The organism is Aurantiacibacter spongiae (genome assembly GCF_003815535.1).
GTDB lineage: Bacteria > Pseudomonadota > Alphaproteobacteria > Sphingomonadales > Sphingomonadaceae > Alteraurantiacibacter > Alteraurantiacibacter spongiae.
In genome coordinates this window covers 1,299,960-1,312,120 of record NZ_RPFZ01000001.1, presented here as the reverse complement: position 1 = coordinate 1,312,120, position 12,161 = coordinate 1,299,960, and the positions used below count along the sequence as shown (strand labels likewise).

Here is a 12,161-nt window from a genome sequence, read left to right as displayed (position 1 = left end):
TGGTGGTCAGGAAAGGCGCCAGCGCGCAACGATCGGCCAGGGCGCGGGCGCGGGGCTCTCGGTGACGCGGCGCAGGCCGGCATGGGCATGAACGATGGTGCCGGGCGAGGCGCGGATCGCCAGGTGATACTGCGCCGGGCCGGGTTGCAGCAGCAGCACATCGCCAATCCGGTCCGGGCCTGTCGCGGGGGCGAGACCCACCTGCGGCAGGAGCGCGGTCAGGCGGTCGATGGCGATGATCCTGGCGGCATAGCGCGGGAGCGGGGGGACTGCGATCCCGATGGCCGTCAGGGACGCAGCGACCAGCCCGAGGCAATCGAGACCCGTCCTAGGGTCGCGGCCAAGCCAGCGAAACGGTGCACCCGTCATTCCCCGGGCGGCCTCGGCAAAGGCCTCGGGTCCGGGCGTCATCGCGACGCCGCGGGATAGCGCGCGAGCAGATCGTTGCCGGGCAGGAACGGCTCGCCCTGGAAGTTGGCGGCGTTGCCGAACCGTCCGGCGCAGGTTGCGATAGTGTGGTCGCACCCTTCGCGCAGGATCGCATGCACGCCGGCGGACAACGTCTCCGCGAGCGGGATGTCCAGCACGAGGCCATCGGCGCCCGCTTCGAGCACGGTCATCGCAAGGCCGGCGTGAGGCCCGTCGATCCAGCGTACCTGCCCGTGCAGCATGGCATCGCCATCCGGCGCGACATCGAACCGGACGCGGTTTTCGGCCGTTTCTATTCCGGACAGCCGCGCCGCGTGGGTGAAGCGCGCCGGGCTCAGCTGGCACGCCTTGTCGCAGAATGCGGCGCGACAGGTCGGGCTGGTGCGCGGTACGAGGTCCGCCTCGAGGCTAGCCTTGGCGGAGCGCAATTCCGCTTCGAAGCGTCCGTCTTCCTGCGTTACGCTTCCCAGTTCGCCGTGGAAGAGAGTGGCGGTTTCGCCAGTCTGCCAGTCGATCACGCCGATCGCGATCCGCGCGCCGGCGAAGCGGCCATCGGCCAGATCCTGCGCCGAGAGAGCGTCGTGGGCGAGTACTCCGCGCACCTCCACGCTGTCGCGGTCGAGGTCCGCGGTGCGGCGAATCGCCGATGGCACCATGCCCGGTGCGCTGCGATAGGTGATGCCGCCAGTCGTCAGGTCGCGGTCGTGGCTGGTAAAGCCCAACAGCACGCCGTCACGCCGCTGGACCCGCCAGAACGTCGCGACGTTGTCCAGTTCGCCGGCGAAAAAGGTCCGACTCATACCGCCTCGCGCAGTTCGATCAGTGGCACTGACGGCGCTTCGCCGGCGGCGAAGGTTGCGCCGGTGATGTCGAGCCGATCCTCGGCAAAGCGCACCGGCACGTCGAACAGGAAACCCGCCCTGATGGCCGCGCCTGCGGGCGGCGCGTCGCGGAACACGATCCGGCCGCCCTCTTCCAGCGTCCAGGCGCTGCTGGTCGTACCGTCGACGCTGACGATGATCGTGCCTGCGCGGGGGCGGGTGATGATGCGCTGCTGCGGTTCGGAGCCGCCGCCGTAGGATTTGACGAGTCGGAACGTGGCCGTCAGCCCGTCGCTCGTGCCGATGAGCTGGTCGGTCGCCGTGGGCGTGCCGGTCAGCCCGCTGGAACTGAAGTCGAACGGGTCCTCCAGCCGGAAGCCGCGCGCCGGACCGCGACGGGCGCGATAGAATTCGAGCAGTATGCCAAGCTCGGCGTGGCTGCGGATGCCCGGTCCGACGTCGTAGTGCAGCCGCGCATCGCTCCACTGGCTGTTGCGCCGTTCGTGGCCCGAGGCCGTCAAGGCGATGCTGGTCGAGAATTCGGGGCTTACCCCGGCATCGCGCCCCAGCGCGAGCGGATAGAGTACATCGTCGAAAGGGTTCACAAGATTCTCCGGTGAAAGGGGCAGGCGGACATATCCGTCCCGCGCGACCTGCGGCAGCGCCCAGACGAAGGTGCGGCCCACGCCGCGGGCCGTCGCCTCGTCCAGCCCTGCGTCTATCAACCGCCAGAAGCGCTCCGCATCCGCGGGTCGCAGCACAAAACCGGCAAGGTAATCCTGGCTCTCGACCGGATAGCCGAGCGCCGCGTCCATCGCCGCGTACCCGTTGCGGCGCAGCGCCTCGGCCCCTCCGGTCAGCCAGTCGTAATCCTCCAGCTGCAACCGGTCGAAGGCCGGATAGCGCCATCTGTCCGACAGCAGCGCGCGGCGCAGATCCGGCCGCTCGGGATCGAGAAGGGTCGGGGTGAACAGCAGCAGATGCGTCACCGCCCCGCCGCCCGTCTCGGTCAGAACGCGGTCGCGCAGGGCGATGACCGAACGACCGAGCATGTCGCCCGCCCAGTCGAGAAAGTCGCGCTGCGCAACTTCCAGCGGCGCGATCAGGTCAGCGATCTCCGGCGTGTCCGAACGGATGGCCCGTATGCCGGAATCGTAGAGGCAGATGCCTGCGCCGGGGGCGATCCACCACCACGGCTCGCCGATCTGGAATTCGACCGGCACGTCGCGCAAACGGAACAGCGCGCAAAATCCCGCGGCCACGTCCTGCAGCCAGCGCATGGCGGCATCGGAGGCGGGGGACAGCAACGTGGAGGGCGGCTCCCAGCCGGTCAGCGCGGGGCTGCCGTCGAACGCTCTCTGCTTCCAGTCCCCGGGACAATGGGCGTCGAACAGTTCGTAGGAAAGGGATGCGACGGGCTGCAGGCCGACCGCCTTGCAGGACGCGAAATAGGCCATGTGCCATTGCCGGCACGGTGCGCAGATCGTGCCCGCCGGATCGACCAGCAACGCCCCGCCCGCCGCGTGGACCAGCTGGAAGTAGTGGCTCATCCCGACATAATGGACGACCCGTCCCCGGTAGCCGAGCTGCATGATGTTGCGCACCACACGCTCTGGCGTGAGGTTGTAGCTGTCGTCGTAGGCGGTGGCCATTCCGGTACCGTGCGGCGGAACCATGACGTCGCCGACGCCGAGCATCGAGCGATCGCCGTCGCAGCGGATGTTTCGCAAGGTGATCTGGCCGATGCCGTGTTCCGCCAGCAGCGCATGATCGGCCGGATCGTAGCCGGGCGGGACCAGCGAGATGAACATCCGGTCGATGTCATGGGGATGGACGCGCTCGCCGGTTCCATCCCATCCGTCACGCAGGTCGTCGAAGGGCAAGGTGATGCGCGCTTCGACAGCCGTGCCCGCCGCATAGTTCCACAGCCGCACGTACCAGCTGCGTGGCACCCCCGCCGCATCGCGTCCCTCGATCGTGAGCGTCGGGCCGTGAACGCGGTCGAGCGGGAGGATGCCGGCGCTGGATTGCCAGTCGAACGACAGCGTGGTGTAGCCGTAGTCGCGGTCGCTCTCGTAGGCGAGCAACGGGTGATCGTAGCGATCCTCGCTTTCCCAGATCAGGCCGACCAGCGCATCGCGGTGCTGAAAGTCGCAGGTCACGCGCAGCGCGTCGGGTGCGAGGGTGAAGACCGTGGCCATTTCCGGGCGCGGAAAATCAATGGTCCAGAAACGCGGGTCGAAGCGCTGAATGGTATCGGTTTCGTGCCCTGCAGGGTCGGAGGCGAGCCAGTATGCCATCGTCGATCGTCCTCAGGCGTCGCGCATCACGCGGGCGACGGCGCTTGCCACCTGCCGCGAGGACCGGCGCAACATGGCCGGACCGTGCGTGCCGCGCTGGGGTGCCAGGTTGATGGCGGGCTTGTTGGTGAAGGGATCGCGCAGGATCTGCGTCGCGCTGCGTTCGGCGATCAGGTAGCCGGCCTTGAAATTGCCGAAGGCGATGGGCGTGGTGCCGGCGGCGATGTCGGGCATGTCCTCGGCCTCGACCACCGGATAGCCGAGCAGGCGATCGGGCTGGCCTTCCACCAGCCCCGGCTGCCACAGGAACGCGCCATCGGCGGTCTTGAGCTTGCGCACTTCGGACAAGGTCGCCGAGTTCATCACCCAGCTCGCACCCTGCCGATGACCTGCCTTCATCGTGTGAACAAGGTCGATCAGCCGTGATTCCGGCGCGGAATCGAAGCCGTCGGGATCGCCCGAACCGATATATTGCAGGGTGCCGAACGGGCGCACGGCGTCGCCGGCCATCGAGGTCGGGCTGGAAAGGAAGCCGAGCGGCTGGTCGATCCCCGTTCCGCGCACGAAGGCCGCCCCCTCGGCGCGGGCGAATTCCATCGCGATCTCGCTCGCCAGCCAGCTCTCGAGGTCGAAGGCGGCGTCGTCCAGCATCCCCTGGCTCGCTGCCGGATTGGCATAGAGTTCGCCGGTGGGCGGAGCGATCTCGGTGAATTCGGGCGCGTCGGTCTCCGGGCGCGGGGCCGTCTCGCCGACCCATCCGCTCGCCGTACCGCCGGTCGCCACCAGCTTGCGATAACCGGCACTGCCGACGGCCACGACCTGCGCGAGATTGCGCAAGGGCGAGATCTCCTTCAGTTCGGCGCTGATCATCGCGTCGATTTCCTGGGGAACGGCGAAACCGCCATCGGTCGGCACCGCACCGGAAAGGGACTTGATCTCGGTTTCCCGGCCCCGGCGCAGATAGCCATCGACGAAGCCCTTCATCTCCGGACTGCCGGCAGACACCGTGCCGTCGCCGATGGCGGGGCGGGCGGCGGCCTTGCTGACGCGGTCGATGCGGGCCTTCACCTCGTCGACATCGGTGCGGAGCGCCTTGATGTCCTGTTCGGCCCGGTCTTGCCGGGCGACGAGATCGAAGCTGGAGGTCATGGCGTCGGTTTCGGGTTGGATCTGGATATCCATAGAGGCATTTTCCTTTTCGGTTGGACAAGCGGATTGGCCGGCACCGGGGCATGCCGGGCCGGGTTCGGGGGGAAGTCGAGAGGGGACGGCTTCGGCCGGTCCCCGAAGCTAACGGATCAGATGCACACGCGCGCCGTGCTGGAGCGGGCGGTTGACGAGGCTGACCTCCAGCAGGTCGACATCCTCCAGCAGGCGACCCGCTGGCGTGCGGCGAAATCCGCGGGCGCGGTAACCGAAGCTGAGGCCGTCGACCCGGCGAGCCAGCAGCGCATGCCCCGCACGGCTGCCCGGATTGTCGATCCGCGCGATGACGCGAAGGCCGCGCCCATCCTCGGCGATGCGTTCGACCCAGCCGATGCGCTGCTCGGCCCGGTGCTGCCAGTAGAGCGGGACCGGATCATGGCGGGCGGCGAGCGTGCGGGCGAAGGCGCCGGGGACGATGATGTCGCGCGCGGCATCTGGGATCCCGAACAGCGCCGCGTATCCGGCTATGCGCAGCCCGGCGCGCGTAGGTGCCGACGCGCTCATTTCAGCATTCCCGGCACGCCCAGCCGGAAGGCTATGCCGATCAGCAGAAGGGCCATCGCCCCGCGCACGATCCACTCGACCACCGCCTTCCAGGCGCTCGCCTTGGCGGCGCGCCAGGCGCCCAGCAGGTCGCGCAATTCGTCGAGGTCGTCCTGCGCGCTCTCGTCGGCTAGGCCGAGGCGGCCGAGCACGCGTTCCGCCCCCAGCTCGCTCGCTTCCTCGACGATGGCGCGCAGCGTAACGAGGTCCGCCCCGCCCGCCGCCGCGCTGTCGATGAGCGCAGCCAGCATGTCCTGCCGCATCATGGCGTCGTTCCTTTCGTGATGTCGCCGTCGAGCCCGAGCAGGGCCCGCTTCTCCGCGTCGGAGAGGAAGGCTGCCTCGCTCGCCTGGGTCCACAGCTTTTCCCGATCCTCCGACAGGGCCGGCACCCGGTCGAGATCGAGCGCGAGGTCCAGTTCGGCGAACCACGGCGACAGCCCTTGGGAAAGGCCCGACAGGATCTTGCCCGCCAGCGGCAGCAGGGTGAGGCGCCACAGCGCCCGGTTGGCCTCGCGGTAGTTCGCGTAGGTGTTGTCGCCCGGCAGGCCGAGCAGCATCGGCGGCACGCCGAAGGCGAGCGCGATATCGCGCGCGGCGGCGGCCTTCAGTTCGGCGAAATCCATGTCGGCGGGGGACAATGACAGGCTTTGCCATTTCAGCCCGCCTTCCAGCAGCATCGGGCGCCCGGCGTTGACGCCGCCCTGGTAGGCCTGCGCCAGTTCCGTCTTCAGCCGCTCGAACTGGTCGGCGGTCAGTCCGCTCGTATCGGTTCCGCCGTCGTAGACCAGCGCACCCGAGGGCCGGGCCGCGTTTTCCAGCAGGGCGCGGTTCCACTGCGCGGCTGCGTTGTGGATCCCCACAGCCTGTTCCGCCGCCGACAGGCAGCCTGCGCCGTAATGATCGTCCGCCGGGTGGAAGGACTTGAGATGGATGAGCGCGGGCCAGCCATCGGCATCTTCCACCGGAGATCGAGGACGCTGTCGCCGACCTTGTAGCGGTAGGAAACCGGCCAGCCGTCCTCTCCCTGCACCACCGAGACACGCTCGGGCCGCAAGGCGAACAGTTCAGCCGGATGTCCGTCGCCGCCCCGGGCGATCTGGACGTAGCCGTTGCCGTGGAGCAGCAGATGCGCCGCAAGCGTTTCGAGCAGCGACTGCCCGGCACTCGTCGCCCTGACGAGGGCGAGGGCGCCGGGGTCGCGGCAATTGATTGGCGCATTGCCGACCCCCTCGGCCACGATCCGCACGGCCCGCTGCGCGACCGGATTCTCCAGGAAGGCGCGGGTGACGGCCGAGCGGTAATCGAACGGCGCCCGCGCCCCGCCCGTCTCGTACTGCCAGCTCCACGCGGACTGGAACCCGCGCGACAGGGGCGCGCGAACCGCGCCGCCGCCCTTGAAGGCGGTGCGCAAAGTGTCGAAAATTGACATCGGTTTCTCCGAAGGTGAGGGTATGGTCGGACCTTGGTGAGCCAAAGGGGATGGCGGCCCTGCGTGGTGTCCTGGCGACTGGAATGATGGCGATGGCCCTGTCCGCTTGTGGATCGGAGGCGCCGCTCGACTGCGCGAAGGCCGACGCGGCCTTCTCCGCCTGTTTCGACGAAAATGCCCACAGGTCGCTGGATGAACGTTTCGAGACGTGCATTCTCCACTCCAGACAGCTCCTGCTGTCCGGAGTTTGGGTGACGGACTTCGAATGGAACCAGTTTCACGAAGACGTTGACCGGTCACAGAAGGGCGGCTGGGACGAGAGCCATCTCCGCTTCGGGGAGAACCTGCCGCAGCTTGCCGGCCCCGGGCTTCGCGACGTGGACACCGGCGATGGTGCCGCGATTACCAGGAACACCTTCGTCGGCCGGCGGCGTCTTTGTGATCCCTACCCCGATTTCGACCGGCTGACGGTCGACCGGGTGGTGTCCTGGCAAGTCCTTGCCCGGGGCGAGGAAGGGGCGATAACGTACGGCCCGAACGCTTCGCAGGCTCGTTCTGCTCCATAGGGTTCCCCTTTCACAACGTCCGCACCATCGGCTCTCCGCGGCGGCCCAGCATCAGGTCGGTCAGCGCCCAGACCAGCGCGTCGGCGCGGTCAGGGCTGCGGCCGGGGCCTTCGTAGGCGCCGCCCGACATGACGCCGCACAGCTGATCCTCCAGCTTGGCGAACTGGCCCGAATGGAGCACCCGGCCCGTCTCGTACAGCGCCGCGACCGGTTCGGCGCGGGCCGACTTGCCGGTGCTGGCATGAACCAGCCGGATCGGCATGGCGCAATCGGCGGCGCGCAGGACGCTTTCCACCATCGCGCCGCCCTGATTGGCTTCCGCGACGACGCGATCGGCCTTCCACGCGAGCGCGGTCACGGCGACCTCGCGGGCCCAGCGCTCGGGGCTGGGCCGTGCGATCGAAGCATCGGCGAGCACGCGCGCGCGCCCGTCCTCGGCCAGGCCCGTGACCACGATGCCGCATTCGTCGCCCCGCGCGGAAACTGGCGGATCGACCCCTACGACCACGCGGTCCAGCCGCGCCGTATTGAACGGTTCGCGCGACCGCTCGATCAGCGAACGCGACCACAGCGCGCCGGCGATATCGGTCAGCAGCTCGCCGTCCAGTTCCTGCCTTCCCAGCGCGCTCGCGCCATACTGGCGGCGCATGGCGGCGATGTAGTGGGCGGGCAGGTGCTGCGCGTTGTCGTAGGTGCTGCCCCTGGTGATAGCCACGCCGGGATCGCCCTGCGCTTCGTCGATCAGGCGCCGCATGAGGGGCACGGCGCGGGGGGTGGTCGTCGCCAGAACTCGCGGCGTCTCGCCGAGCCGGAGACCCATTTGCAGATTGTCCCATGCGGTCATTGCCCGCTCACCGGAATTATCCCATTTGGCTATTTCGTCACACCATGCGTAACCGTGCTGGGGGCCGCGTAACGAATCCGCCTCGTGCGCCGAATACAGCGTGGCCTGCGCGCCCGTCGGCCAGGTGACGCGGCGCAGCGACGGTTCGAATACCGGTTCCTCGCCGTAGGCGTCGCAGGCCAGGATGCCGCTTTCGCCTTCCACCATGACCGCGCGGGCCTCGGTAAGCGAGCTGGCGACCAGCGCTATGCGCGCGTCGGGATCGTCCTCGGCGATGCGGCGTACCCATTCCGCGCCCGCGCGGGTCTTGCCGAAGCCGCGGCCGGCGCAGATCAGCCATATGCGCCAATCGCCGTCGGGCGGCAGTTGTTCGGCCCGCGCCCACAGCGGCCAGTGACCTTGCAGGGTGAGCTGCTCATCCTCGCGAAGCCCGGCGAGGAAGCCACCCGCCTCGCCGGCGCACAGGCCCGCGAGGAGAGCGTCGCGATCATTTCGCGGCATGGTCTTCGAGCCGTATCACGCCTTCGTTGCGGAGCATTTCTTCGGCAGCGACCTTGCGTTCGCGCATCATTTCGAGCTTCTTCGTCAGGCTGGCGAGGACCACTGCCCTGTCGCGCTTGCTCTGCCGGGCCTTTTCCCGCGCGGCGGCCTCCCGATGGGCGGCCAGCAATCGCAGCGCGCTGGCGATGTCGAACTTCCTGTCGCCCGGCGGGGTACCGAACCGCAGGCGCTCGAGCGTCTCCAGTTCGAGGTGCTCGTAGCCCTCGAGCAGCGCCTCGCTCCATCGCCGGCGGAAAACCGGATCCTGCCGCCGGTGCCGATAGGCGTAGGACGGCATGGCGTTGCAGGCTTGCGCGGCCCGGGTGACGTTCGACGTCTCGGCCAGCGTTTCCAGGAAGATTGCCTTCCAGTTCGGCCTGAGGTTCTGACCCTTCTGATCCTGACGTGGCTTGACCCGTTTGGGCATGATCGATCCCCTCCACTGCTCGGCGCGAAGAACGACACCCACGAGAAAGGGCGGCTCCCGATGCGGGGCCGCCCTGATGACGTGATGCGTTTCGATTCGGTTTTTCGCGATGTTCCGTTTTTCTAACCAAAGAGCGTCACGATGTCAATAAAAAAGTGCCATAACGGTTATTTTGTAGGACTTGCCTCTGATGGTACGCTCGCCTAATGGCCGCCGCTTGCGGGAGAAGACGGCGATGCTGCGCGGGCTGTACGAGTGGACGATGGCCAAGGCGGCGCACCCCCGGGCGCAATGGTGGCTGGCGCTGTTCGCCTTCGTCGAATCCTCGTTCTTCCCCATTCCGCCCCACCCCCTGTTAGGCCTGATGTGCCTCGCCGAACCGCGAAGGGCGATCCGCTTCGCCATCCTGTGCACGGCCTTTTCGGTGCTGGGCGGCCTGTTCGGCTACGCCATCGGATACTTCCTCTACGAATCGGTGGGCGCCTGGCTGATCGGCCTGCTGGGACTGTCCGACAGCTTCCCGCAGGCCGCCTGCTATCTGCGCGAGTTCGACTGGGAGGTAATCGTGGTCGCCGGGTCGACCCCGGTGCCGTTCAAGCTGCTGACGATCAGCGCGGGCTTCGTGAAGATGAACCTCGCCACCTTCGTCATCGCCAGCCTGGTCGGGCGGGGGATGATCTTCATCGTGGTCGGCGTGCTGTTCCGCGTGTTCGGCGCCCCGATCAAGCGCGTGATCGACAGGTATCTCGGCATCGTCGCGACCGTCTTCGTGGTGCTGGTCATCGGCGGTTTCGTGCTGTTGACGCAGCTTGGCCACGGCGACGGGCAGGCCGACCCCGCCGACCGCTGCGCCGCCGTCACCTCGCTGGACCAGTTACGCTGACCCTCGCGCGCCCCTAGCCCTCGAACGTCGTATCCAGCGAAATCTCGGCGTCGAGCAGCTTGGAGATCGGGCAGTTGGCCTTCGCCTCGTTCGCCAGTGTCTCGAACTCGGCCTTCTCGATCCCCGCGACCTCGCCCGTCAGCGTCAGGTCGGATCGCGATACCTTGAAGCCGTCACCGTCCTTTTCCAGCGTGACCTTCGCCGTCGTCGACAGCGTGCCCCGCTCGTGCCCCGCCCGGGCGAGCGCGAAACTCAGGGCCATGGTGAAGCAACTCGCATGGGCGGCCGCGATCAGTTCCTCGGGATTGGTGCCGGGCTCGTCCTCGAACCGGGTGGAAAAACCGTAGGGCTGGTTGTCTAGCGCGCCGGATTCGGTCGATACGTGGCCTTGGCCGTCCTTGCCCAGACCTTCGTATTTCGCGCTGCCGCTGCGGATGTTCGCCATGATCGTCGTCTCCTCGTTTTTCGGGGGTTCGGCGGGCAAACGGCTCGCCCCGCGGCGCAGTTCCGCGCTCGCTCAGATACCGAACGCCTTGAGCATGGCATCGAAGGCGTTCTCCAGCCCCGCGCGCACGCCCTGCCGCTGCCCGGCCATCGGGGCCTCTTCGATGACAAGGATGCCGTCCGCCGCGGCGCCGTCGTCCACGACCCGGTCCCGAAACAGCGGCTCGCGGCCGAACAGGTAGGGCTGAAAGGTTTCGTTGCGGCCGATCGAATAGGCGGTGTGCGCGGAAAACCCGATCAGCTGGTCCTGTCCGAACACCCGCCCCGCCTTCGCCTGCTCCACGCGCACGCCGCGCCCGCCCTTGACGATCAGCGCCACGGGGCCGTGGAAGACGAGGTAGCGGAACTGCAATGTCAGCCAGGCATGCAGGCTGAAGAGCCGCCACCGGCTGCGGATCTGCAACGGCCGGTCGACCGGTTGCACCACCGCCGCCAGCGCGCGGGGCTGCACCACCAGCGCCCCGCCCGGCGGGAGGTCGATCCGGGCGATCTCGGCGAAGGGATCGTCACGCGCCGATACGGTGAATTCGGCCCCCTCGCCGCGCGCCTCGGTGAGGAAGGCAAGACCGCTGGCGAGGCTCGACAACGGACGTCGCCAGCTCAGCAGCCAGCGGGTGCGCATGTGGGCGCCGACCGGACTCGATTGCAGAAAGCTCTGTCTGACCAGCAATTCCTCGTCGGGGCCGAGCGTTACCGAAAGCGACGGTTCCGAAACCCCGGTCGTTCGCGGACCCCCGCCGGTCCCGCCGGAAGGGGCAAGGCGGATGGGCGGGCGCCGCTCCGCGATCGGGGCGAGCGCGTAATAGAACAGCGTGCGAATGGCGAAGGGCGTCAGCAATATGGCGAGCAGCGCCAGTGCCGCGCGCCATGCGATGTCGCGGATCGTGGTGTCCGAGACGGACCTGGCAGGGTCGGGCAGGGCGGCGACGCTCCAGTCTTCCGCCTGCACGACGCGCGCTTTCGCCTGGCGATAGGCGCTGGCGGCCTGCAGGCCGCGCTGCCGCCTCGTCGCGCGCTCGCTCGCCGCCGTGCAGCGTTCCCGCCGCGCCTCGTCGAGTGCCGCGCGTTCCTGCAGGAAGACGTTGCGCAGACCGCGATCGACCGGCTCGCGCGCGTCGAAAGTCGCCAGGGCCCGCTCCGCCCGGGTGCAGGCCTGCCGCGACAGGCTCACGGCGCGCGCGGTCGGGATGCGGGCGTAACGCGCGAGCGCGGCCCGGGCGGATGCGAGCGCGTCGGCCCGCATACGCGCATCGCGCGCCGCCTCCAGCGCGCCGATCTCGGCATCGAGCGCGGCGAGGCGCAATTCCAGCCGCTTTCGCTCCAGGATGCGCGACGGGCGCACCGAATCGAGCCAGCCGCCACCTTCGCCAAGCTCGGCGGTCAGCGCCGCGCGTTCGCCGCGCCTCTTGGCCAGTTGCCGGTCGAGCGCCTCGCGGCTGTCATCGCGAATCGCCTCGGCGCGCGCCTCCAGCGCGCTTTGCGCCGCGCGCCGGTCCTGCGCCAGCCGATCGCGGATTTGCGCCACGCTCATCGCGTCGGTGCGCAGGCTTTCGCCCGAAAACTGCGCGGACAGCGACGGCCACGCGAACAGGTAGAAGGCGATCGCCGCGCACAGCAGCAAGTAGAGCAGGCCGGTGCGGCCAAGCCAGCCGAGCAGCGCCTTCATG

At 68.5% G+C, this 12,161-nt stretch carries 12 protein-coding genes and 1 pseudogene; 2 read left to right on the top strand and 11 right to left on the bottom strand.

The window, feature by feature from the left end; genetic code table 11:
* Positions 1–6 precede the first annotated feature (6 nt).
* The 7 genes and pseudogenes from EG799_RS06345 to EG799_RS06315 form a co-directional block, all read right to left on the bottom strand.
* Positions 7–411, bottom strand: a complete 405-nt coding sequence (locus EG799_RS06345; protein WP_123879550.1) for an NlpC/P60 family protein — start codon at positions 409–411, stop codon at positions 7–9.
* Entirely contained in the window at positions 408–1,229 is an 822-nt protein-coding gene (locus tag EG799_RS06340; protein ID WP_123879548.1) for a DUF2163 domain-containing protein, read from the bottom strand. Before EG799_RS06340 ends, EG799_RS06345 begins: the two co-directional genes overlap by 4 nt.
* Positions 1,226–3,550 (bottom strand): DUF2460 domain-containing protein, encoded by a 2,325-nt coding sequence (locus EG799_RS06335; RefSeq protein ID WP_123879546.1) that lies wholly within the window; start codon positions 3,548–3,550, stop codon positions 1,226–1,228. Before EG799_RS06335 ends, EG799_RS06340 begins: the two co-directional genes overlap by 4 nt.
* Before the next feature lie 12 nt (positions 3,551–3,562).
* Positions 3,563–4,732 (bottom strand): phage major capsid protein, encoded by a 1,170-nt coding sequence (locus EG799_RS06330; protein ID WP_123879544.1) that lies wholly within the window; start codon positions 4,730–4,732, stop codon positions 3,563–3,565.
* 108 nt (positions 4,733–4,840) lie between these two features.
* Entirely contained in the window at positions 4,841–5,260 is a 420-nt protein-coding gene (locus EG799_RS06325) for an HK97 family phage prohead protease (protein WP_123879541.1), read from the bottom strand.
* On the bottom strand, positions 5,257–5,565 hold the full coding sequence (locus EG799_RS06320; protein WP_123879539.1) for a DUF6127 family protein: 309 nt from the start codon (positions 5,563–5,565) through the stop codon (positions 5,257–5,259). Before EG799_RS06320 ends, EG799_RS06325 begins: the two co-directional genes overlap by 4 nt.
* Positions 5,562–6,730: pseudogene (locus EG799_RS06315) on the bottom strand (phage portal protein). Before EG799_RS06315 ends, EG799_RS06320 begins: the two are co-directional and overlap by 4 nt.
* Before the next feature lie 86 nt (positions 6,731–6,816).
* Between EG799_RS06315 and EG799_RS06310 the strand changes: the two are divergent.
* Positions 6,817–7,296, top strand: coding sequence for a hypothetical protein (locus EG799_RS06310; RefSeq protein WP_123879537.1), 480 nt, complete (start codon positions 6,817–6,819; stop codon positions 7,294–7,296).
* A 10-nt stretch (positions 7,297–7,306) separates the two neighbouring features.
* Here EG799_RS06310 and EG799_RS06305 read toward each other — a convergent pair whose 3' ends face one another.
* The gene (locus tag EG799_RS06305) at positions 7,307–8,641 is read right to left on the bottom strand and encodes a DNA-packaging protein (protein WP_123879535.1); all 1,335 of its coding nucleotides are present in this window, start codon (positions 8,639–8,641) and stop codon (positions 7,307–7,309) included.
* A complete protein-coding gene (locus tag EG799_RS06300) occupies positions 8,628–9,107 on the bottom strand; it encodes a hypothetical protein (protein WP_123879533.1) in 480 nt (159 codons plus the stop codon). The genes EG799_RS06305 and EG799_RS06300 overlap by 14 nt, the downstream gene beginning before the upstream one ends.
* A gap of 235 nt (positions 9,108–9,342) precedes the next feature.
* On the opposite strand from EG799_RS06300, the gene EG799_RS06295 reads away from it, so the two are divergent.
* The gene (locus EG799_RS06295; protein WP_123882898.1) at positions 9,343–9,990 is read left to right on the top strand and encodes a YqaA family protein; all 648 of its coding nucleotides are present in this window, start codon (positions 9,343–9,345) and stop codon (positions 9,988–9,990) included.
* 13 nt (positions 9,991–10,003) lie between these two features.
* Here EG799_RS06295 and EG799_RS06290 read toward each other — a convergent pair whose 3' ends face one another.
* The gene (locus EG799_RS06290; protein WP_123879531.1) at positions 10,004–10,435 is read right to left on the bottom strand and encodes an OsmC family protein; all 432 of its coding nucleotides are present in this window, start codon (positions 10,433–10,435) and stop codon (positions 10,004–10,006) included.
* 72 nt (positions 10,436–10,507) lie between these two features.
* Positions 10,508–12,160 (bottom strand): hypothetical protein, encoded by a 1,653-nt coding sequence (locus EG799_RS06285; RefSeq protein WP_123879529.1) that lies wholly within the window; start codon positions 12,158–12,160, stop codon positions 10,508–10,510.
* Position 12,161 lies beyond the last annotated feature (1 nt).

Bases quoted from the DNA above. Each gene is read 5' to 3' on its own strand.
- EG799_RS06290 (WP_123879531.1), bottom strand. From the start codon at position 10,435: ATGGCGAACATCCGCAGCGGCAGCGCGAAATACGAAGGTCTGGGCAAG.
- EG799_RS06335 (WP_123879546.1), bottom strand. From the start codon at position 3,550: ATGGCATACTGGCTCGCCTCCGACCCTGCAGGGCACGAAACCGATACC.
- EG799_RS06320 (WP_123879539.1), bottom strand. From the start codon at position 5,565: ATGATGCGGCAGGACATGCTGGCTGCGCTCATCGACAGCGCGGCGGCG.
- EG799_RS06330 (WP_123879544.1), bottom strand. From the start codon at position 4,732: ATGGATATCCAGATCCAACCCGAAACCGACGCCATGACCTCCAGCTTC.
- EG799_RS06295 (WP_123882898.1), top strand. From the start codon at position 9,343: ATGCTGCGCGGGCTGTACGAGTGGACGATGGCCAAGGCGGCGCACCCC.
- EG799_RS06300 (WP_123879533.1), bottom strand. From the start codon at position 9,107: ATGCCCAAACGGGTCAAGCCACGTCAGGATCAGAAGGGTCAGAACCTC.
- EG799_RS06305 (WP_123879535.1), bottom strand. From the start codon at position 8,641: ATGCCGCGAAATGATCGCGACGCTCTCCTCGCGGGCCTGTGCGCCGGC.
- EG799_RS06325 (WP_123879541.1), bottom strand. From the start codon at position 5,260: ATGAGCGCGTCGGCACCTACGCGCGCCGGGCTGCGCATAGCCGGATAC.
- EG799_RS06345 (WP_123879550.1), bottom strand. From the start codon at position 411: ATGACGCCCGGACCCGAGGCCTTTGCCGAGGCCGCCCGGGGAATGACG.
- EG799_RS06310 (WP_123879537.1), top strand. From the start codon at position 6,817: ATGGCGATGGCCCTGTCCGCTTGTGGATCGGAGGCGCCGCTCGACTGC.
- EG799_RS06285 (WP_123879529.1), bottom strand. From the start codon at position 12,160: ATGAAGGCGCTGCTCGGCTGGCTTGGCCGCACCGGCCTGCTCTACTTG.
- EG799_RS06340 (WP_123879548.1), bottom strand. From the start codon at position 1,229: ATGAGTCGGACCTTTTTCGCCGGCGAACTGGACAACGTCGCGACGTTC.